This window comes from Rhizobium esperanzae, assembly GCF_002204185.1.
GTDB lineage: Bacteria > Pseudomonadota > Alphaproteobacteria > Rhizobiales > Rhizobiaceae > Rhizobium > Rhizobium esperanzae.
Window position 1 is genome coordinate 72,670 of record NZ_MXPU01000023.1, and the last position, 20,218, is coordinate 92,887.

Sequence of the window (20,218 nt, forward strand, 5' to 3'; positions counted from 1 at the left end):
AGCCGATCAAAGGGGACCTTACAGCTCTTGGCGCGGGGGGCGACATGGAGGAGCCCGCATGACAGTGCGTTCACTACTCGTTACGGCTCCTCTTGGCTCCGGCGTATCTTACAAGCACTGATCAAGCGACGTGTATTGGCTGCTCAGCCCATTCGGCAATGGCGCTTCGGGCATTTGGCGGACGAGGAAGAGGCTTTGGTTGACCAGCTCGTCGCGCATCTGCCGTTGAAGCTCTCGACATAAGCGTTTTGCATCGGCTTCCCGGCGTGATGTCGTGCCACTCGAGCTTATGATCTTTCGACCGGGCAAGGGTGGCATTCGAGGTCTTGTCCGAGAGATCATTGCGAGTTTGCCGCGTCGTTCGATGAGGGTCGTCAGCTCTCGAGCGACGCGACGACGCAAGATCGAGGTGTCCGGGATCGCCGCCAGGCATTCGCGCGTCACATCGTCGACGATGTTGAGCACGCGAAACCGCCTTCCGCAAGCGAACTGGTCGTGAACGAAATCCAGCTACCAGCGGGCATCGGCTTTCGCTTCGACCAGGACCGGGCGCGCGCGCCGACAGCATGCCGCCTGGCTTTCCGGTTGCGAACGAAAAGTCCTTCTTCGCAATAGAGAGGGTAGATGCGGTTGACCCCAGGCGGCTCTCCCTCCCGCCGAAGCAGACGAACAGTCGCCGATAAACCATGACGTTCGCAACCGTTTTTCAACTTGGACAAAATCCCCGCTTCGAGCCGACATGGCCTACACGGATCAAGACCTTTGCGCCCGCCACAATCGAGCGTAAGGACCATCAGTTTTCAGCAGGTCAGCGTGCTTTCCCTCCTCGATGACCCGCCCCTTGTCCAAGACCACAATATTGTCCGCCCCACGAACGGTCCTCAACCGATGAGTGATGACTATGATGGTCTTCCCAGCGCGAGACAGATCCTCAACAACCCGCAGCACAAATTCTTCGGCTGCCGAGTCCAGGGAGGAGGTCGCTTCGTCAAGGATTAGAACGTCGGGATCCCGGTACAGGGCCCGAGCCAATGCGAGGCGCTGCTTCTCGCCTCCGGAGAGGCGAACCCCGTTCTCGCCCAGATGGGCCTGGAACCGCCCGGGCCAGCGCTCGATGCACTCCCGCAGTCCTATTCGATCACAGATACGTACGATCTTATCGAACTCCGGTTCGAACTCGCCCAGGGCGATGTTCTCGATCACGGAACCGGAGAAGACGTCTATCGATTGCGGTACTGCAGCCATGACCTTGTGCAGTGATGCGCTCGAGAGGTCCTGGAGGGCATATTGGCCGATCCGAATGCATCCATCCTCAAGCTGGTAGACATTCTGCAGCAGAGCCGCAAGGGTGCTTTTGCCCGAGCCGCTCTCACCCACGACGGCCGTCAACTCTCCTTGGCGAAAGGAGACGCTTAGATCGCTGAAAACCTCCGCCTGCGCGCCATAGCGGAACGTGACGTTCTCCAGGCGAATATCTCCGAGATCGGTCTTCGTGGCATCGATGCCGCTGCTGCTTGCCGACTCCAGTTCAAAGATCTCGAAAAGTCTATCCGCCGCGATAAACGCGTCTTGAACGATCCGGTTGGTCTGGATCAGGCGGGCGACCGGCCGGGTGATATAGCCAAGCAACGTATAGCAGGACAGCAATTCGCCGGGCGTGACGGCCTGTTCGAGCGCAAGCGTGGTTCCAAACCACATCAGCACGATGGTGAACAGGACCGACAGGAACGTCGAGGCGTTGTCGCCGCAGATTAAGATCAGCCCGGAGCTGTAAACGGAATGCAGCATCTTTACGAAGCGGGTCTCCATTTTGAAGTTTGCGAAGCTCTCGACGCCGGAAGTCTTAATGGTGAAGACGGCTCCGAGTGATTCTACCAGTTGCGCCTCGAGTTTGGCGTCATTTTCCATGATGACACGTTGGAGATTTCTGTTCATCCGATTGATGGCCCAATATGCCAGGATGTACATTGGAATGGCGAGCGCCACGATCAAAGCAATATCCCAAGAATAGATGAACATCATCCCGAACGAGAACAGTATCATTAAAACGTCAACAAACATATTTATCGAAACGTCGTTCAGGAAGCTCCTGATTTTCACAGCGTCGTTCATGCGCGACACGATTTCTCCCATGCGCATGCTGTCGAAGAACTTCTGGGGCAGGGCCAGGATGTGATTGTAATAGCCGAGGATCAAGCAGACGTCGATCTTCTGCCCCGTCTGCAGGACGAGTCGGCCTCTTAGGAGGTTGATCAGGATCTGTATCACTAGGATCAGCAGCATTGCGATGCTCATCAAGTTGAGCAGGTTGCGGTTTCCCGCTGGGATCACGTGATCAACGATCTTCTGAACGTAGATCGCCGTCGAGAGACTGAGGACGGTCGTCACCAGCGCGCCGGCGAGAGCCTGCGCCATCACCGTGCGGTGTGGCGCGAGTAGGCGGGCGAATCGGGCGAGGGGCGACGTGGTCTCGTCTCGGCGATTGAATGTGTCTGCCGGAACCAGCAGAACCAGGACGCCGGTCCATTGCTCCATGAATTCCTGATGCGGCACTTTGCAGATTTGGCCAAAGGCCGGGTCCATGACGATAACCCACTTGGCGTCGATCGCATGGACCACTACGAAATGGTGCAGGCCCTCCTTGACGACGTGCGCGATAGCGGGCTTAGGGATCTTGTACAGGCTGTCGAAGCCACCTTTGACGCCTTTCGCGATGAAGCCCAGCTTCTGCGCCGCCTCCGTGAGCCCCAGCACGCTCGTACCGGAGCGGTCGGTCGACGCATACTGGCGGATGCGCGCCAATGGCAACTTGTAGCCGTAGAAGGCTGCGACAGAAGCAAGGCTGGCGGCGCCGCAATCCGTGATGTCACGCTGCTTGAACTTAATGGCCTTACTCGACATGGAGGCTCGCTGACTGTTGGGACAATATTAGCGCCCCGCCAGCATCGGGTTGAGCCAATCGTCTGCCTCGTCGTAGAGCAGTTGCAGGAGAGTGCGATTGGCCAACAGAAAGCGAGCCCGCACGGTCATGCCTTTCTTCAGGTGGCCGATGGCCCCGCTCTTTAGCGCGAGATCGCTGCGAGAGAGCGCGCACTGGACCTTGAAGACCGGGTTCCCGTCATGCAGAGTGAAGTCCTGCGCCACCTCGAGCACCCTTGCTTTGATGACACCCCATTGGTTGTAGTTAAAGGCATCCACTTGGAGCCGCACCGGCTGACCAGCCTGCACAAAGCCAATGTCGTTGGGGGAGACGTAGATTTCCGCCACCAGATCGTCGTTCGGCGAGATCCAACCAACGGTTTGCCCGATCTGAACGTAGCTTCCGTGCGCGAGGCCGGAGAACTGCTCGAGAGCACCCGATACTGGGGCGCGGATGCGGTGCAGGTCCCGTTCGTGCTCGAGCTGATGCAAGGTGGCCGTGAGTTCCTTTAAGCGCAGGTTAGCATCAAGGAGCTTCTGGTTCCAATCAGCGGTTTTGCGTCGCACGAGGATCTCCCCTTGGACCTCGATATTTTGGAGAGCGAAAGCCTTCTCGTCAACGGCCTTCGCCGGCGCCGCAGCAGCCGAGACAAGTCGCTTTGCGCGGTCGAGTTCCGCCGCGGCGTTACTGCGCGCATATTGGTTCTCGCGCAGCAAGTTGAGAAAATGCACCCTTTCAGCCGTCGCGGATTCGGTTTGGAGGGGGGACGAGACGCTGATCCTTGCGCCGGAAGAAATCAGCGTTTGGAAGTCATGGGCAAGATCGCTCTTGGCATGAATGTCGGCTAAAACGCCGCTGAGCTTTTCCTCGATTACATGATCGTCAAAGGCGATTATTTCCTTCCCCTTAGCAACGACATCGTTCTCAAAGGCAAGGACACGGGAGATGCGTCCGGAGACGGGCGCTATCAGGGGCGTCTTCTCCACGATCGGGCGAATAGTACCGGCACTCTGCATGGAGACCGGTATGGTGACGAGTGGCAGTGAGCCAAATGCCGCGACGACGAAGAGCAAGATCGCCCTATAAATGCTCAGGGATCGTCCTGATCGTCGCGACAGTATGCTTTCTGCGGTGCAGCTGGCCGTTTCAGCAGAAAGGGGAACTGCTAGTCTGTAGTCATTAGGAGCCATCGAGAGCCAGCTCGCTTTGTATCAACCAAACAAGTGCCCGTAACGTCGCAAAAACAAGTAAACCCAAAAATACAAACCTCCGGAGGTTTCAGCTGCTTCTTGAGGGGTTAATTCAGTTACACGATAGGCCGCCATGTTGTTCATCATTGGTGTCTCCGTTCAGAGCTGGATTGAGAAGATGCCAAGGCCCCGTTGGGAGCTCCTATCGGCGCGCAACAAAAAGGTTCAAGATTCGTGCCAATGCAGAAAGAGCGAAAAGCATCAGAAAACTGTTCTGAATGTTATTCAATGGCTGCCCTAGAGCGCCGAAACGTGCCAAAACGCACATCACGCTGTCGCAAGCACGACAAACCGAGTAGGGTTCTGATTGAACGTCTTGAACAGGATCGACAGCTCCGAGGTTCGGTGGGGGCGGTACAGTTGAGGCCTAGAACCTCGGCGCTCAGTGAGCACCCCAATCCGCGTGGCCCCCCATCGAGCTTGCCGTCGATTTTTGTTGTTGCTGATGCACCCTGAAACCTGTGAATTGTTAACGGACTGTGGCCCTCCGCACGATAGTGGGTGCGGATGCGCCGCTTCTGGTGCCGCAGGCCTTGTCCCTGTTAACAGATGCTATGGCCGCATGCGTCAAGTAAAAGATCCACCGGATGCGACAAGAAACACGAGACACCTATTGGGGAATGCCTGGCCGGGTCCCGATGCTATAGCGATCTCAGACCTGCACCTCGATTGCGAAGGCGTCCTGTATAGAGAGAAGCTCAAAGTTGCCGCACCGGACGGCTTTGAGGACGTGGTACTCGATCTCTACAAGCAAATCCCGCCCACGCGGATCACCTATGTCCAGACGTGGATGCTGCGACTGGCTTCTGCGAAGCATTCAATCATCTGCGGAGCGCCCTGCGATGAACGTCATCCTCGCGGAAGGGACTAACTTTGGCCTGCGCATGATGGCCGATGGCACAGAGACACCCACACCTTGTGGGTGTTAATCCGTATTCGACAGTGGCATGTCGAGGGCGAAGCCTACGACCGGGGCTAGCCAGGGTGGTCGAGGCGCAGGCGGGGTTACCGATCCATGAGCACTCCGGCTTCGAGCGACGGCCTATTATTTGCCGCCACCGCGCAAGGCGATGCCATTAGAGGGTACTGTTCAGAATAACCCTGACAGACCGGCCCCAAAACCTTCAGAAACCGACCTGTCGCTCTTTCTTCGACGCGTCGAATGGAAACCCTCTGGCCTTGGATGCAAGCGATAGTTAGGCTGATTTGTACGCGTGGATCGCACGCACCCGCCTTACAGAAGCGACCCGATGCCCGGTCCAGGTTTTTCCTTGCCCCGTTGGCATGCCCATTCGATTAAGCGACGCGGCGATATGTTCATCGGAGCAGCGACCAGCCATGCTGCGCATCACCGCCAGGGCATCCTCAGTGGTGGCACAACCGTGTTCACCGGTCTGAGGCTTACGGACCTTGAGCTCCGAAGCTGACCGCCCTTCCAATGGATCGTCAACACCACGTCACGCACCGCATCGTCGTGCCGAATGGAAACCCTCTGGCCGAAATACGGATGCCAGCGATAATAGACCTCGACTTCATCGCCGACATGGGCAGAATGAACGGGCTTTGGCGTTGGAAGAGGGAATTGGCTCTTCGCAGGAGCCGATACGGGAGCGGAGACCTTGGCGCGCGCCATGACGAACATCGAGACAGCAAAGATGAATGGTCTTGATCCGCAGGCCTATCTGGCTGACGTGCTCGATCGTATCCACGATCACAAGATCAGTCGGTTAGACGAATTGCTTCCGTGGAACTGGTCGGCGATCACCACAATCGACGCAAAGGCAGCCTGATGGCGACAGTCACCCACGTCCGTACGATCAAATTTGTTGCCGAAATTCTCGAAGAGGACCCGGAGCTTCTTCAGGCAATCGTCTCCAACGATGATAATCTGAGCTATGGCAGCATTATCTCCGTGTGCACTGGCGACGACGAATCCGTGACCGCACTGACAGACGACGGCATGGACGAATTGGAGCAGATGCTCAAAGACGCCGGCCGGTCATCCCAAGAATGGAACGACTTCCTCGACAGCTTTGTTGACGACGAGCCGCTCGTCGCTCGCATCAAAGCAAAATCTCCGCGGTAGCAATCGGGCCGGTTACGATCGAGGCGACGACCCTGGGTTCCCACTCGCCACCATCTCATGCACTGTCTCGACCAAGAGATGGACGGCCGCGTTAGCGGTTTCCGCCTCGCCTAAATAAGACAGCGTAAATGCCAAGGTATGCGCCTGAGGACGCCGCCGAACCTCCCGCGCGGTTTCCTGGCAGAAACGACGATACAGCCGCTCCCCCGTAGCAGCGCCTGCACCGGCTGCCTGGCCGGCTGGGCGATGTGGGTTAGCTCGATGAAGCTTGTATACGGAGGGGACATTTGATTGATGAAAGGCTAATCGCGCGCGAGACGGCTTCTTACTTTTGCTTCCCCACAATAGAACTCGCTAAAATTGCCTGGGCTTTTAGATCGGCTCTCTTTTGAGAGGAACCCACAGGTGCTCCAGAAGACGCTGGCGATTTATTAGTAGATGAAGACCGTGCCGTTGCCATTCCTTCCTCAGGAAGCGTAGCTACTTGAGCGGCACTGTCAATCGCTCTACGGCAGTCATCAAGGAAGTTAGCTATATATTCATTGACATAGACAACCAACGGCTCTTTTGGAACAACAATCAGACGCCGTTTGTCCGTTTTGTCCCGAGTGATGTCGATGAACCCACGCAGATGCGCTGCCTCGACATACTTTTGGCAAACAGTCTGGTTTTTAAAAGGTAGATAGCGACACGCCTGCATTTTCGTCATGGGTCTGTTATTAGCATGCATATGATATACTTTAAGCAGCAACCCAAGAATGTTCCTCAGGAAAAGTTTTTCTTCGGAATTTTCGCTAAAGAGATCTGACAAAAACGAGTCAATTTCCTCAAGCTTATGCTTTACGCCGACGTCGATCTGTTCTGGCGTATATATTACTCTTCGTGTTGTTTTCGCCACGGCCACGCCTCTGCGCAATGGGTCGTTCTGTTTTCACCCAAAGCCTGTTACCGGATCCCCTCGCGGCGACATTTATCATATGTATGTCTTTATAACTACGACGAATGTAGAGTTTTTGGCGGTCGTGCGACTGACCTTCAGGGTGCACGAGCCCCCGCTCTTGTTTTCACATCCATTTAAAAAAACAGTTACACAAGTGTAACTACCAGTGCTATCAAAAAATTCGGGAGCTTCGCTTCCGATGGAAGGTCGGTCTCTTAGTTGGCCCCCGATCCAGCTCGCCCGCCGCCCGAGCTGGCATGAAAGAGCCCGACCTTCCGTTTTGAACGTGTGGCTTTTCGAACGAGGGATCCGAAATGACCAAAGAGATCTGGACAGATTACAGCCTACCGTTCGGGACGATCGGTCCATTGATGACAGTGGGCGAAATTCTGGAAAAGAACATTGATGCCGGATACAATGCCTACGATGAGTATACAAACGCAGCTCTTCAGAAATTTGCTCGGTATGCCTCGGACTTCCTCTCCAATCCACATCCTCGCTTGGGTCGGGACGGGAGCGTTTGCCCTTTCGTTCCCGAAGCTCTGACGAAGGGACTCTTACGGATTGCCGCGTCGCAAGTTGTTGCAGTTGACGAAATCGAAAATGAGATGGCGCGTATGCTCGCCGTCTTCAGCCAGATGAAACCCGTTATGTCCTTCAACGATCGAACGGGCGACTGGATCTATAAGGCGATTATTATTGCCCTTCCTGGAATTCAGGATGAAGGAGAGATCAACATGATACGTCAACTGCAGAAACGGCTGAAGCCCGACTTCATTCAGGAAGGTTTCATGATCGGTGAATTTTATCCAGGTTGCCCTGAACCTGGGTTGCACAATAGGATGTTTCGACCGCTCGACACGCCGGTTCCAGCCTTGGCTATTCGGCATATCACCAAATATGATGCTCCTTTCATGCTTGGCAGCGATAAGTGCCTGGAGGCTTACTTCAGTATTTTTGGTGACGAGGGTCGCCGCCGCATTAGGCAACTTTTGGAGCGAACCGGCTGAAACCTACTCGCAACCGCGGTGTACTCGCAGTCGCATACAGCCATGCTCGATCATCCTACCATATGAAACGGAAGGAAACGACTATGTTGGATGTTCATCCGAACGTACTCGCTGAACTGCACCAGATCGGAGCGTCGACGGTACGATTGTGGCGATATAGTGATTTCGCCACCCCTATTACATCCCCTTCAGATTTAGCCTCTGCTATCGGGCTTCCCGTCGGACGCGTTGCAAAGACAATGATTGTTGCGGAGCAGCAAGCAGACGATGTGATGCGCCGATTGGATCCTGGACGCCACCTTTGTGCCGTTTTGCTGCCATCACCTGCAAAGATCGACATGAAAGCGGTTGCTGGCACGTATGGATGGAAACGAGCCGAACTGGCTCAGAAAGAACAGGTACTGGATCTCTTCGGCTACCCGTCAGGAAGCGTATCACCATTCGGTCTCCAGAAGATCGCCGTACTGATTGACACCGCCCTTTTTGCTTATCCTACCGTAGTCACCGGTGCGGGCAAGTTTGGAGTCGAGCTTGAGATCGACACAAGCACGCTTTGGAAGATCGGGCAGCCGTTGCAGACTCGTGCACGAGCCACCCAAACCTAACGACTCCGTCAGCTATCAAAGAGAGGCCGTGACCAAGGTTAGGTTATTTTTCGGAAGAGGAAATGCGGGTCGACATAACGGCGTCTTGATAGATTATGAGGGTTCCAATACGTATGCCGCGTAACCGGCTCACAGTCCACACTATAACGAAATTTGTCCGGAGCCGCCCGCTCTAAGGCCGAAACTCAATCAGTCGAGCGCAAGCTTCAAACGTAACGGCACGTGGGCCGTCCTGAGGATAGCTGAACACGCGAAAAAACCTTCGAGCATCTACTCGCCGGCGCATGGAATTTCTAAGTACGGATCGTACGAGTTCGCGCTGACTGGTTGTTTCAACGTGAATATCTAGTGGACTATGTCTGCGCATCGGCTCCCCATGAGTGGTAGAACCATGCGCCATGCCGGACTCGGCGCTAGCGCATGCATTTCCAACCTGAGTTCGTTCCATTAAACGCGCTCTCGATCAGATGCTGCGCTCGGTATCGTCGCCGATCAAAGCGGACAACCTTTTTTCGGTTGCGCCGACTAGGAATGATCGGTGTGCATTTCTTCGTTTGCAGCGAGCAGCGCAATTTGCCCAGCGTAATACTTTTTGGCTCCCAACAGATAACGCATTGGGCCAGCGCGGGCGATCAAGCCTGGCGTACGCATTAACTGTCTGACGTCTCCTGCTGTGAAATTGCGGGCGGGAATCACATGGTGAGCGCATAGATTTTGGTGGTCCGGCCACCGCGACAACGGCCAATGGCTTGTTCTTGCGCCCCCTTTCCACCAAATGCCGCCGCGGGTCGTGCACAATTGGCGCAGTCCGCCGTACTCTTCGTCACTGCGCCAGTCTGCACGAGCGACTTCAGCCAGGAGCCTCGTCGCGACCATCAACGGGTTGAGCGATTATAGACCTCGTCGGTGGGTCATAAGCGGCCAGGCAATCACACCAGCTGCAACCGACCTTCTGAACGTGGATGATGCCGGAATCACGCGACGGTCATCCACCCCGCGTGCACCTGGCTGGTTTTTCGGCAAGTGCGACTCCATTGTTAACCGCTCTTCCTTCGACAGCTTAGACAATTCTAGTCGTTTCTCCTGATCAATGCCCGGCAGTGAGTCAGGTAAGAAAACTTCATCAATAGCTGATTGGATTTTGACCGAGGGACGCGACGCATGGCTTTTATGCCTTATGTAGCTACGTCGGTTCCGTGTCATACTCGTCGGAACGAAAGCAGCTCTGGAATTCCTCGCATTGTTGGTAATTCGGAGGGGAGCACAGAATGAAACCTGCAGATTGACAGATTTGGTGGTAGAGGTTTTTCTTCCACTCATATTGTGGGTGTTCTCAGCAGCGAGCTGGGGGAAATGATTGGCGACCAATCTGGTTCGTTCGCCCGGGTCGTGAGGCCGAACTCCTTCTATAGGTCATCATCTCGCAAGCGCGAAGCGCAATAACTTTGGCAAATAGGCTGCTGATGAGCTCGTGCGGCCGGGCGTAATTCAGCAACAGACCATGCAACAGTCCTTGTCGACGCCAACCTCTGCATCCCGCACGTTTTCAACGGCAAATGACAAAGTAAGCGTGGTTAGATAGCGCATCTCGGAGTTCAATCTGCGAAATCCGGCACCTCCGTAGCCGTCGCCTCGCCGGCCTCAACCTCCTCCAGTGCCCGCGAAAGTACGCAAGTGATGACATACTGATCGAAGCCAATTTCGCCCTTCAGAAGGGGGTAGTGAGACAGCCACCGCTTCAGAGCGTCGCTTTGCAACGCGAATTTTTCGGAAGCTCCACTCCTGCTCACCCCGATCGGGTGCTATGGAGCTCAGCAGGATGCCTTCGCCGCGGCGGAGCCCGGAGGTACCATTCGTGCGGTCGGCGCGGCAGAAGATTGGCTTCACTTCCAGGCAGCGGAGCAGTATCCTAATGGCGCCGATGCTCACTCGCCTCTATGTGCCTCTACGCACCATGGCGATGGTCCTAGAGGCGCAGGCGTTTCTGACCCGGAAGTGTCCGTGACAAAAAACGACGAGGTATCGAAAAGACGCGCGTTCTTGGCAATCAGTGCGCAACCTCCCGGCGTTTTTTCGAGGGGCTGCCTCTAAGGAGGTATGTAATGACACTCGCCACATCAACAGTGCTGCTGATCACACTTGGGGCGATCTCCGTCTGTACTATCGTTCCAACCGACGCCCATCAAGCGAAGAGCGGCTGGACCTATCCTCCGGCGTGCTGCAAGGCCCACGGTTTGAGTGGAGATTGTCAGTCCATTCCGACTCAGAACATTCGTAGAGGGCCCCGCGGTTTTTCCGTATTACTGCATGCGGGCGACCACCACCTCGCGACAAAACCACATCTTTTCTTCATTCCGTATGGGGACGAAATCCCTTCCGGAGATGGCCGGTATCATATCTGCCTTCACCCGACTGAAAACGACGTGAACTGCTTCTTCTCGCCGCCTGACAGTACCTAACTACCTTTGCCAACTTGGCCACCGCTAGCTTCTCCACTCGTATCACTGGCCCTGAATCAGTACGCATTCTCCATTTCAAATTGGTTCTGAATTAGTTAATGACTATGGGCCAAGTGCGTATCCCGACTTTAGCTTTGAAGCGGTTTTTGAAGCGCCAGGACTCTTTCCCAATTTCTACAATGATGAGTCAAGCAATCGAGCAGTGCTGTTGGCATCACCGAACGCCGGCGGGCCGTTCACCGAAGGCCATGTTCGCCGGTGACGGTGAGCGAGGTGCGCTCGTAAAGCCTGCGGATAAGATGGAACAGGAGCGGGCCTCCGGCCTGCGCGAACGGCAGATAGCCGATCTCATGGAGGGTGATGAAGTCGAGGCGTGTGAGGTAGTCGACTATCCGCCTTGCTTGTCGTCACGGGTTTCCGGTTCCAACCGGTTGACCAGATCGATGACATTGAAGAAACGGCCGCGCATCAAGTCCATGAAGCGATCTATAGAGTCTGATCTGCCAGCCCCTACGCGGCGTCTCCTCATCTCCCTATCGTAACACCTTTCATCCTATAAAGCTAAGATCTGGAAATGCAGGGACATACAACCGCACTGGCTCCTGATCCTTGCACCTTCAGAAGGGCCCGTGATTTCGCCCGGGTCGGCCTTACGCCACTTCGATCGACCGAAGGAAAGCAACGGTTCGGACGAACATCCAAAATGGCATCGAACGCTTAGACGCCTTCTGAACATCGGGGCGAGCGCTGTTGTGCCCTGGGTCAGACGTGGCAAGAAGCGTTGACGTTTGAGCAACCCTTTGAATGTGGAGATCCCGGGTTATTCACCTGGTGGATCAATGCCATACAAACAATTAATTTTACGAAGCCATGGGATGTTATTAAACACCTCGACTATGAATTTGGGGATACCATGATGTTGCTCCACCGGAGAGCAGCCGAGGGCAAGGTCACGGACCTGGCCGACAAATGGAGACGGATATGGCCAACGTGGAAATGCAGAACGCACTCTCGTCTGCCAATCAAGTGCGGAGACATAGCTCTGGGTCCTTTCTTCCCCTACTGCAAGAGCCTCCTCGCATTACACCGAATACCAGCCATAACCCGTTCGGGTCGCCACAAAAGCTGAACAACCACTATTCGAACTTCCCAATCCTTGGGTTCTCAAAAGTGAACGGAGCTGTGGGTATGCGAGATGGGGTGTTACTCGCCGCGAAGTCATACAGGAAATACGAAGGATCCATATCATTTCAACGTGAGCATTACGTTCAGCTCATCGGCGTCAGCATCGTTTTCAGAACCAACAGCTTTACGAAGAGAACCGCAAGGATGTTAAGTATGGGTGAGGTAGTGAGCCTGGCGCTTTCGATCACCCTTTCGAAATTAACTTCGTACTTTTTAGGGCCCGGGCGGGTAAAAATGGAAGGTTTTGGCAAAGGGAATTAGAACGGAAAAATTTATACTGGCAATGTTTCCGAACGAAGCTCTTTGCCATTCCATATGCGTTATCGGTACGGCAACGCAGATAAATCCATTGATGAAACTGTAGACTGCATTTTTGGAGCAGCCACCTGATTGCGGACGCGAGAGCCGTCGCCAGCAATCGCATGCTCGTAACGGTAGATGAAGCGGGTGGCGTCCTAGTCTAGGGGGTGAAAGCTGAGCAGGTTCAATAAACTCGAAGCCCCCAACAATTATCGGCTCTGGAGGTGCGGCCTCCAATTCCTGCCAGACCCTCAAACCAACCTAGCGCAACGGGCTTCGGATAGATTTTCCGGCGCCGCCGTAACCATAAGATAATTCAGTGCAAACTTAAGAACGGCGAATATTCCTGGCGAAAGATATCGGGGCCACCCTCCGGTCCTGGCCACCGAAAACTCGCCGCCAAACTTGGAGACATTCAGATGACAAACTCTCTTCCCGCAAAGCTGATGGTTGGCATTTTCGACCATTTGGACGAAGACGGCAGAGAGATTGCGCGCCAATATGAAGATCGCATGAAGTTGGCAGAGGTTTGCGATCGCCTTGGCTTTTATGGATATCACGTCGCAGAGCACCACTGTACCCCCCATGGTAGGGGACCTTCGCCGAATCTATTTCTAGCAGGCGTAGCTCAGCGCACGCAGCATCTTCGTCTCGGTCCGTTGGTTATGCTATTGAACCTTTATCATCCGATACGTGCGTTCGAAGAAATTTGCATGCTGGATCATCTGAGTGGTGGCAGGCTCGAGTTGGGCATGGGACGCGGCTCCTTACCAATCGAATGGGGCTTTTTCGGTATTGATGAGGAGGTGGCGACATCGCGCTATCTCGAAGCCAGCGAGATCGTCATCCAAGCGATGAAGGGAGGAGCCCAAGCTCTTTCCTACAAAGGCGACCACTTTGAACTCGACAAAGTCCCGTTGATGTTGAGGCCACACCAACGTCCTCAGCCTCCGACATGGATTACAACCAGTCGTCCTGAGGTTGCGCGGTGGGCGGCTGAGAACGATACAAATCTTGCCTGCGGCGGCCCAGCTTCTGCTGTTCGCCAGATCACTGATGCCTACCGAGCACACGAGAGACATACCGCCGGGGGCAGGAAACGGGCGCCATTCCTTGGGTTGGTCCGAATGGTGGTGGCCGGCAGCACGACGAAGCACGCCATTTCGCTCGCGGCCCCGGCTTATCAACGGTGGCTTCGGAGCTTTAAGTTTCTGTACGAGTTAAACGGGATACAGACTCCTCAGAACCTCCCGCCAGATTTTGATGCAGCAGTAGACTGTCAGTTGTGCGTAGTTGGTACTGCGGCGTCAGTTAGGCAAGATCTTCTCGATCATGTCGAGGAAGCAGGTGCTAATTATCTTCTTTGCCAACTGGCGTTTGGCGATTTGCCATTGGAAGCTTCCTATTACACTGCAACGAGCGTTCACTCTGGAGTTATGGCTTAATCTGGACTGGCCTCAGGTTGCTTTCCGAGCACAGAGATTAGGTCTCTGTGGCCGCGCCCTCAAATCGGTTGAGGAGCGCCAAGGCGAATTCAGCCATCGCCGTAGGAACAACCATTGTGGAAGGGCTGCATTATTGGATAGTTAAAAGATATGCGATTTAAGGGCCTCGATCTCAACCTCCTTGTCGCGCTCGATGCACTAATGATTGAGCGCAACCTTACTGCGGCGGCACGTAGCATTAATCTAAGCCAGCCCGCAATGAGTGCAGCCGTCCGCCGGCTCCGCTCCTATTTCCGCGATGAACTTTTTACGATGCGTGGTCGTGAATTTGTTCCAACGCCGCGTGCGGAAGACCTCGCGCCTGCGATTCGTGAGACTTTACAGCATATTCGGCTCAATATCATATCCTGGGATGAATTTATTCCTGATCAATCAGATCGTCATTTCAGAGTAAGCTTGTGCGATTTCGTTACAGTTGTTCTTTTTCAGAAGATACTGGAGCGTCTTGCGCGGGAGGCGCCCGGCATTAGCTTTGACTTGCTGCCTCTTACTGACAATCCAGACGAGCTCTTGCGACGCGGCGACGTAGACTTCCTTATTAGCCCACCGTTATTCATGTCGAGCGCGCACCCTAAGATAGATCTATTTCAGGAACGACTGACTTGCGTCGGCTGCAGTAATAACAAACAACTTGAGGAAGCCCTTACTGCCGAGGAGTATTCATCGATGGGGCACGCGGTAGTTAGGTTCGGTCGGACGCAGCAGCCTACCATAGAAGATTGCTTCTTGCAGGAGCATGGCCTCAAGAGGCGGGTCGAAGTCGTTGTTTCAAGCTTTAGCATGATCCCCGCCGCCCTGATGGGCACTGATCGCATCGCAACCATTCCGTTACGATTAGTTGGGCTTTTTGAGGACATGATACCATTGCGGATGACTGCGCCCCCGATAACGCTGCCGACATTCACCGAGGCGGTCCAATGGCCGGTACTTCAAGACAAAGATCCGGCAAATATCTGGATGCGAGATATAATGGTTCAGGAGGCAGCGCGATTGCCGTGACCATCTTGAAACCTAGGAAGCTGGGCTGCGTTGGATCGATCGACCCGCGACGTAGCCGATTAGCTGAAGACGGCACCACCTGCGACTGACCCGCAGGCCATTTTATCGACGAAGCTGAGCGCCAAGTCCGTCGCCGGTCGGCCGCCCTTCGGACGATTGCGCGACCTGCGGTCTAGAATAGCACCTTCGGCGGCAAAGCGAAGGGTGCTGGGGGACCACAATTGCTGGTATTGTTCGTTTCTGATGGTTTTTGGTGGCATCTGCTAAGCTCCGACGCTGCTCCTACGTAAGCAGGGACGGAGGCCTCGGGAATGTGGCCAGTGTTCACGTTTAACCGCTTCACAGGGGATTGGATCTCGAATTCTGAACTAGATAGCAGCCTTTCTAACCGCGGCTTCTTCAGCGATCCAATGCGAGCGCTCCAATGTGAATTTTCATGCGTTTGGGCTCTGAAACGCCTGTTTGGTGGGTGCAGTATCATGACGGATCTAAATACCACATGCTCTCCTTCGGCCTCGGCCGCGAATTCTCCGCGTTAGTTGAACTTGTTCAGACTCGGCAGATCGTACTCAAGCAGGAACCTCCGTCAGGGACCGGATTATTGCAGCGAGCCATGTATTTTAGGTGCGTTGGAGGAAATCATATGGGAAGCTTCCTCAACCAATATCTCCCTAAACCAGATGCTCCCTGGATCGGCATTATGTAGCGCTGGCCATTGAACAGCTTCGCTGAAGACGGGAAGCGGTAACGGAAGGTTGATGATCCGCAGAGGGAAAGTACTTTCGTAATGCTCGACTAAGCGAAGCGGTAGGTTAGCTATGCGTTTCGTGCCACGCAGGACTGATGGTATTAAGCTAAACCCTTGCACGACGACCTCCACCCGCCTCTGAATCCCATTCTCGAGCAAGAACCAGCCCTCGACCGATGGCTTCAAAAAGCGCCCAAACGCGGCAGCGACGTGTCCCATGGAAACATATTGCTCAATCGTCAGCGCTGAAGGTAGGTCCACATTTGTCGAACAGGCTACACATACAAATTTCTCTGTGAACAGCTTTGCGCTCGGATGTGCGCCCGAGAGAAAAAATTCAGGCAGGATGAGGAAATCGACGTCACCGCGGCTAAGCATTTCGTACGGATCACTATCTAAAGGCAGCAACTCGAAGCTGACTGCGGGCGCTTCTCGAGCAACGCGCTCAATGATCTTATTGAAGTATATCAGCATCATGAAATCGGACAGAACTATTCTAAAGCATCTGTCAGACTTCGACGGGTTAAATGGCTCCCAAGAGATGATTGAGCATTGTACTTGCAAGAGAGTTTCGCGCACTGCCGAGGCAAGTCCTTCGGCACGTGGCGTCAGCCGAAGTTCTCGACCATTCATTGTAAACAATTCGTCGCGGAAATAGTCTCGCAGCCTGCCAATGGCGGCACTCATGGCTGGCTGACTTAGATTGATACTACGTGCGGCAGCCGTTAGGTTGCGCTCGGTCGTGAGCGCGTCCAGTGCAACGAGCAGGTTTAGATCAAGGCCCTTGAAACGCATCTTTAGTCACATCCAAACATCGGATATTTTATATCCAAACAATCAATTTTTCCAGTACAGAACCTTCCAGCGTAGATCCAATGAAGGTTCGTCAAAAAGGCTTAGGTTAGTTTGACGATCTATTAAGTAGCGTGCATAGTTACGATAGACGTTATAGTTGCAGATAGTCTAATTTAAGTATGGAAAGGCGCCTTAGCAATAGGCGATGTGGAGCGGCGTCACTGAGCGAGATGACATTCGGAACGCTAGTGAACGGAATGGGCGGAAGTAGGTGCATCATATCGCGACACCGGAGGGCTTTGGTGATTATCTATGGTCGCTCGCGGCGGTCGGGCGCTATGCGCAACGGATGAGCCGCACGCTGGCTATCGACGGGCGGGGCTCCTTCTGTTTGGAGCCGGTTCAAGATATTGGTGGGGTGCCAGTAATCTGTGATGAAAAGATCAACGCGCCTGAAGGCGCTTGAGGAAGAGCCGACATGTTCACGAAGAAGTTGGAGCGCGGCCGCTTCATCTGGCCGTCGGCAGCCGACGGCAGGCCGATTGATCGGAACGCATCCATTGGACGGATGAGTTCCATCCAAACAAATGATTTCACTTGCTTATACCGGTGCCATTAGAAGCGCTCAAACAGTGCGTATCAAGTAGTTGCTCTGTCGACGCCTGGACAGAGTATTAAGTGGAGGTTTAGGTATGAGCCCTCAGGTGCGGTGGAAAGTGTGCTGGGAAAACGAGTTGGAGCTCTCTGACCACACGGAGCTCGCAGATTTCTTTCGGAAGACCTATGGGCCAACTGGCGCTTACAACGCCCTTCCATTCGAAGGTGCTCGTAGTTGGTCAGGAGCTAGGCCCGAGCTTCGCGTAATAGGCTATGATGCGCACGGTGTGGCCGCTCATATGGGGTTGTTGCGTCGTTTCGTTCGGGTTGGCGAGGTCGATCTACTCGTATGCGAGCTTGGATTGTGGGGCGTGCGTCCAGATCTTGAGGGGTACGGCATCAATTCAATGCGCATTGTTTACCCAGTGCTGCAGCAACTTGGCGTTCGGTTTGCGTTCGGCGGTGTTCGGCAGGCGTTGCGCAACCTTGTTCTCAGGCTCTGCCGAAATGGTCTTGCGACTGTTTTGGAAGGGGTACGCGTGCGATCCACCCTTGCCGATGTTTATCTCAACCTCCCGCCGACGCGCTGTGAAAACGTAATTCTGGTAGTATTCCCAATAGGATGCTCAATGAGTGACTGGCCATCGGGGACCTTGATCGAGCGGAATGGCCCTGAGCTATGAAAGAGCATGGTCCCATAGCTGAAGTTATCCGAAGAGACGGTGGCGGCCCAGTGATCGGTGCGTCTATCTAACCCTCGATGACGGACTGACCCACACGATGACACATCCCGACCTTTCGATCTGCGAACGCTAAGACGTCAAGCGTGAGATATTCGAGACAAGCAGGACCATCAGGGACATATGCCCCGAAGCCTCGGTACCGCAATCCGGGCACCTGGAGCGAGGACGTATGAACATCATCGGCTAATGCCGTATTTTTGCGCGCTCGCGGGTTTACGATCCGCGCTCCTCGTTCGACCCACTAACGGACTCCTCATGAATCCGCTTCGTGGCAATCTTGTTGTATGCAACACTGTCAGCTGCCTACAAAGGCATGCAAACCTTTTTGTTTAACGAAAAAAAACCAACTCGGGGTCACTCTCCCCACTCGTGTCCTCTTCGCTGCCCAGCGCCTACGTCATCATCCCCTATTATAACGAAGATCCGCATTCTCCTTCCTCAGTTCGCTTCCGTTGCAGATCAAGACTATGCAGGCGATGCGACTACCTTGTCGACGATCGTTCTGGCAATCGCGACGTAGTCACACCTGTGCACGGATACTGTGGGCAGGCGCTTCGCGGTTTAATGTCATTCTCCCGCCAAAGAACATGGGCAAACGCAAAGTCCAGATTGTTGCTATCAGGGGATCATCGGAATAGCTCTCACCGTCGATGCGACATGGAGAATTATTCACCTCGTGCCGTAGTGGTGCTTGCGCCGCCACGGCTTGTCGTCGATACCAATCACCGAGGGCGGGGTCGATGCGGTTCCTTGCCTGCGGATGACACAGAGCAAGGTGTCGTCTCTGACGGAGGCATCAGCCGCTGGGCAAACCGCGCCGCCGGCGTCCTCCAAGCGCCAACTGGTGAACGACATGCTCGAGGCGCCCGTCTGTCATAGGGCGGCAGCAGATCGTCAAACCGCTCAGCGAATACTGGCTGCCGCAGAGCACGGCATCGGAGCCTGCGCACAAGCGCACTGCCGACCATACTCCGATGGCCGACAACCCAGATCTTCTTGTTGGACAAGTCGTACACTTAGAGCTCTTGCCGGCTGTTCAGGGCCTTCCAGTGCTTGACACCTCGCGCACCTTCTCGGCGACGAGCTCCCGAACCGGGTTCTTGTGTTGCCAGCTCAGCTTCTGGCGGGCCTTGGTCGGATCACCGGCAGAAGATCGACTTCCGTCGGGCGGAGGTATCGAGGATCGACTTCCACAAGGCAGGCACCGGACGCGGAGTCGTAGCCATTTCGTCGACGCCGGACCCATTCCAAAGCAATGTCCACTTCGGCAAAAGCCCGCTCGAGAAATTGGCGGACATTCGTCATCTCGCCGGTCGCCAAGACGTGGCCATCCGGCTTGTCCTGCTGCAGCATGCGCCACATGCCCTCGACATACTCACGTGCGTGGCCCCAGTCGCAGCTCCTGGCGCTGTTTTTGGCCAGCTGTCGGGCGCTGTGGGCCTGCGCGATCGAAGTTGGCTTGTTCAGCCACAAGGCGAAGCTCTATCACCTGGACGCTCGCAGCGTCGCCCGTGCGATACGCCATTTCTCTCTTGGCTACAGGGATGTGCGAATGTCTCCAGTTTTCGGAGCTTCGTTTGATCCTGCTGATAGTCGCGGTCTCCCTGCCGCGCGGTCAGTGATGCCCTTACGACACCGTCTGTCGGCTTTGTCTTGTCGGCGACATTAGGGTTGTGGCCAGTTTCCTGTGCTGGCTCGGGCTAACTTCCTGAAACCCAACAAAAAGACCTTTGCTTCGGCTCGATCGGCCCACATGGCACGGGTTTTGAAGACTGCCCTGGGAGGCGGCGCGAGCTGCCGGCCTTTTACTCAGCGATGGATGGAACGAAAGAAGGAAGGCGATATGTCAGATTTGCGTCAAATCGCATTTTACGGCAAAGGGGGGATCGGCAAGTCCACCACCTCCCAAAATACGCTCGCAGCGCTTGTCGACCTCGGGCAGAAGATCCTGATCGTCGGATGCGACCCGAAAGCTGACTCCACCCGGCTGATCCTGAACGCCAAAGCACAGGACACGGTTCTGCATCTGGCAGCCCAGGAAGGTTCGGTGGAAGACCTTGAGCTCGAGGACGTGCT

At 54.8% G+C, this 20,218-nt stretch carries 16 protein-coding genes and 7 pseudogenes; 12 read left to right on the top strand and 11 right to left on the bottom strand.

The features are described 5' to 3' along the window. Positions 1–130: 130 nt before the first annotated feature. The 5 genes and pseudogenes from B5E41_RS26735 to B5E41_RS32450 form a co-directional block, all read right to left on the bottom strand. Positions 131–749, bottom strand: a pseudogene (locus tag B5E41_RS26735) (integrase core domain-containing protein); the annotation flags it as partial. 4 nt (positions 750–753) lie between these two features. Continuing rightward, a complete protein-coding gene (locus B5E41_RS26740) occupies positions 754–2,901 on the bottom strand; it encodes a peptidase domain-containing ABC transporter (protein ID WP_054185923.1) in 2,148 nt (715 codons plus the stop codon). Between the two features lie 27 nt (positions 2,902–2,928). Continuing rightward, a complete protein-coding gene (locus tag B5E41_RS26745) occupies positions 2,929–4,014 on the bottom strand; it encodes an HlyD family secretion protein (RefSeq protein ID WP_088396771.1) in 1,086 nt (361 codons plus the stop codon). Positions 4,015–4,131: 117 nt separating this feature from the next. Continuing rightward, complete coding sequence (locus tag B5E41_RS32595) at positions 4,132–4,257, bottom strand: hypothetical protein (protein ID WP_280950513.1); 126 nt, start codon at positions 4,255–4,257, stop codon at positions 4,132–4,134. 1,112 nt (positions 4,258–5,369) lie between these two features. Continuing rightward, a pseudogene (locus tag B5E41_RS32450) lies at positions 5,370–5,644 on the bottom strand (recombinase family protein); the annotation flags it as partial. A gap of 91 nt (positions 5,645–5,735) precedes the next feature. Here B5E41_RS32450 and B5E41_RS26760 point away from each other — a divergent pair. After that, a pseudogene (locus B5E41_RS26760) lies at positions 5,736–5,960 on the top strand (transposase domain-containing protein); the annotation flags it as partial. Further along, positions 5,960–6,256 carry a hypothetical protein gene (locus B5E41_RS26765; RefSeq protein WP_088396758.1) on the top strand — a complete coding sequence of 99 codons (297 nt, stop codon included), beginning with the start codon at positions 5,960–5,962 and terminating at the stop codon, positions 6,254–6,256. The pseudogene B5E41_RS26760 and the gene B5E41_RS26765, both read left to right, overlap by 1 nt. Positions 6,257–6,581: 325 nt before the next feature. On the opposite strand, the gene B5E41_RS31920 is transcribed toward B5E41_RS26765, so the two are convergent. Continuing rightward, complete coding sequence (locus tag B5E41_RS31920) at positions 6,582–7,154, bottom strand: hypothetical protein (protein ID WP_245303158.1); 573 nt, start codon at positions 7,152–7,154, stop codon at positions 6,582–6,584. A gap of 356 nt (positions 7,155–7,510) precedes the next feature. On the opposite strand from B5E41_RS31920, the gene B5E41_RS26775 reads away from it, so the two are divergent. Together B5E41_RS26775 and B5E41_RS26780 are read left to right on the top strand one after the other, a co-directional pair. Continuing rightward, positions 7,511–8,206, top strand: coding sequence for a DUF6875 domain-containing protein (locus B5E41_RS26775; protein WP_088396759.1), 696 nt, complete (start codon positions 7,511–7,513; stop codon positions 8,204–8,206). 83 nt (positions 8,207–8,289) lie between these two features. After that, positions 8,290–8,811 (top strand): aminoacyl-tRNA deacylase, encoded by a 522-nt coding sequence (locus B5E41_RS26780; RefSeq protein WP_088396760.1) that lies wholly within the window; start codon positions 8,290–8,292, stop codon positions 8,809–8,811. A 698-nt stretch (positions 8,812–9,509) separates the two neighbouring features. On the opposite strand, the pseudogene B5E41_RS32830 reads toward B5E41_RS26780, so the two are convergent. After that, positions 9,510–9,590 (bottom strand): annotated as a pseudogene (locus B5E41_RS32830) (IS5/IS1182 family transposase); the annotation flags it as partial. A gap of 404 nt (positions 9,591–9,994) precedes the next feature. Then, positions 9,995–10,102 (bottom strand): nitrogen fixation protein NifQ, encoded by a 108-nt coding sequence (locus tag B5E41_RS32835; RefSeq protein WP_141098812.1) that lies wholly within the window; start codon positions 10,100–10,102, stop codon positions 9,995–9,997. A gap of 811 nt (positions 10,103–10,913) precedes the next feature. Between B5E41_RS32835 and B5E41_RS26790 the strand changes: the two genes are divergently transcribed. Then, complete coding sequence (locus tag B5E41_RS26790) at positions 10,914–11,270, top strand: hypothetical protein (RefSeq protein WP_082366430.1); 357 nt, start codon at positions 10,914–10,916, stop codon at positions 11,268–11,270. A 91-nt stretch (positions 11,271–11,361) separates the two neighbouring features. On the opposite strand, the pseudogene B5E41_RS26795 reads toward B5E41_RS26790, so the two are convergent. Next, positions 11,362–11,745: pseudogene (locus tag B5E41_RS26795) on the bottom strand (ATP-binding protein); the annotation flags it as partial. Between the two features lie 117 nt (positions 11,746–11,862). On the opposite strand from B5E41_RS26795, the pseudogene B5E41_RS32460 reads away from it, so the two are divergent. From B5E41_RS32460 to nodD3, 4 genes and pseudogenes are all read left to right on the top strand, one after another. Further along, positions 11,863–12,019, top strand: a pseudogene (locus B5E41_RS32460) (IS110 family transposase); the annotation flags it as partial. A 232-nt stretch (positions 12,020–12,251) separates the two neighbouring features. Then, entirely contained in the window at positions 12,252–12,716 is a 465-nt protein-coding gene (locus tag B5E41_RS26800; protein ID WP_141098810.1) for a hypothetical protein, read from the top strand. Between the two features lie 458 nt (positions 12,717–13,174). Next, positions 13,175–14,200 (top strand): LLM class flavin-dependent oxidoreductase, encoded by a 1,026-nt coding sequence (locus B5E41_RS26805; RefSeq protein ID WP_088396762.1) that lies wholly within the window; start codon positions 13,175–13,177, stop codon positions 14,198–14,200. A gap of 150 nt (positions 14,201–14,350) precedes the next feature. Next, positions 14,351–15,259: a transcriptional regulator NodD3 gene (gene nodD3, locus B5E41_RS26810; protein ID WP_088396763.1), complete on the top strand. Its 909-nt coding sequence runs from the start codon at positions 14,351–14,353 to the stop codon at positions 15,257–15,259. Between the two features lie 598 nt (positions 15,260–15,857). Here nodD3 and nodD2 read toward each other — a convergent pair. Then, entirely contained in the window at positions 15,858–16,802 is a 945-nt protein-coding gene (gene nodD2, locus B5E41_RS26815; protein ID WP_088396764.1) for a transcriptional regulator NodD2, read from the bottom strand. A 271-nt stretch (positions 16,803–17,073) separates the two neighbouring features. Between nodD2 and B5E41_RS26820 the strand changes: the two genes are divergently transcribed. Further along, a complete protein-coding gene (locus B5E41_RS26820; RefSeq protein WP_409527280.1) occupies positions 17,074–17,268 on the top strand; it encodes a nodulation protein NodZ in 195 nt (64 codons plus the stop codon). 226 nt (positions 17,269–17,494) lie between these two features. Continuing rightward, on the top strand, positions 17,495–18,082 hold the full coding sequence (gene nodA, locus B5E41_RS26825; RefSeq protein ID WP_004679687.1) for a nodulation N-acyltransferase NodA: 588 nt from the start codon (positions 17,495–17,497) through the stop codon (positions 18,080–18,082). Between the two features lie 1,076 nt (positions 18,083–19,158). Here the strand turns inward: nodA and B5E41_RS26835 are convergent. Then, a pseudogene (locus tag B5E41_RS26835) lies at positions 19,159–19,537 on the bottom strand (GDP-mannose 4,6-dehydratase); the annotation flags it as partial. 448 nt (positions 19,538–19,985) lie between these two features. Between B5E41_RS26835 and B5E41_RS26840 the strand changes: the two are divergent. Continuing rightward, positions 19,986–20,218: AAA family ATPase (locus B5E41_RS26840; protein ID WP_176439498.1), on the top strand; the 233-nt coding region annotated here is incomplete at its 3' end.

What these genes read in the sequence shown, in the direction of transcription:
- nodA (WP_004679687.1), top strand. Translation starts at nt 17,495, where the DNA reads ATGAGCCCTCAGGTGCGGTGGAAAGTGTGCTGGGAAAACGAGTTGGAG.
- B5E41_RS26765 (WP_088396758.1), top strand. Translation starts at nt 5,960, where the DNA reads ATGGCGACAGTCACCCACGTCCGTACGATCAAATTTGTTGCCGAAATT.
- nodD2 (WP_088396764.1), bottom strand. Translation starts at nt 16,802, where the DNA reads ATGCGTTTCAAGGGCCTTGATCTAAACCTGCTCGTTGCACTGGACGCG.
- B5E41_RS26780 (WP_088396760.1), top strand. Translation starts at nt 8,290, where the DNA reads ATGTTGGATGTTCATCCGAACGTACTCGCTGAACTGCACCAGATCGGA.
- B5E41_RS26740 (WP_054185923.1), bottom strand. Translation starts at nt 2,901, where the DNA reads ATGTCGAGTAAGGCCATTAAGTTCAAGCAGCGTGACATCACGGATTGC.
- B5E41_RS32595 (WP_280950513.1), bottom strand. Translation starts at nt 4,257, where the DNA reads ATGATGAACAACATGGCGGCCTATCGTGTAACTGAATTAACCCCTCAA.
- B5E41_RS26805 (WP_088396762.1), top strand. Translation starts at nt 13,175, where the DNA reads ATGACAAACTCTCTTCCCGCAAAGCTGATGGTTGGCATTTTCGACCAT.
- B5E41_RS26775 (WP_088396759.1), top strand. Translation starts at nt 7,511, where the DNA reads ATGACCAAAGAGATCTGGACAGATTACAGCCTACCGTTCGGGACGATC.
- B5E41_RS26790 (WP_082366430.1), top strand. Translation starts at nt 10,914, where the DNA reads ATGACACTCGCCACATCAACAGTGCTGCTGATCACACTTGGGGCGATC.
- B5E41_RS26800 (WP_141098810.1), top strand. Translation starts at nt 12,252, where the DNA reads ATGGCCAACGTGGAAATGCAGAACGCACTCTCGTCTGCCAATCAAGTG.
- nodD3 (WP_088396763.1), top strand. Translation starts at nt 14,351, where the DNA reads ATGCGATTTAAGGGCCTCGATCTCAACCTCCTTGTCGCGCTCGATGCA.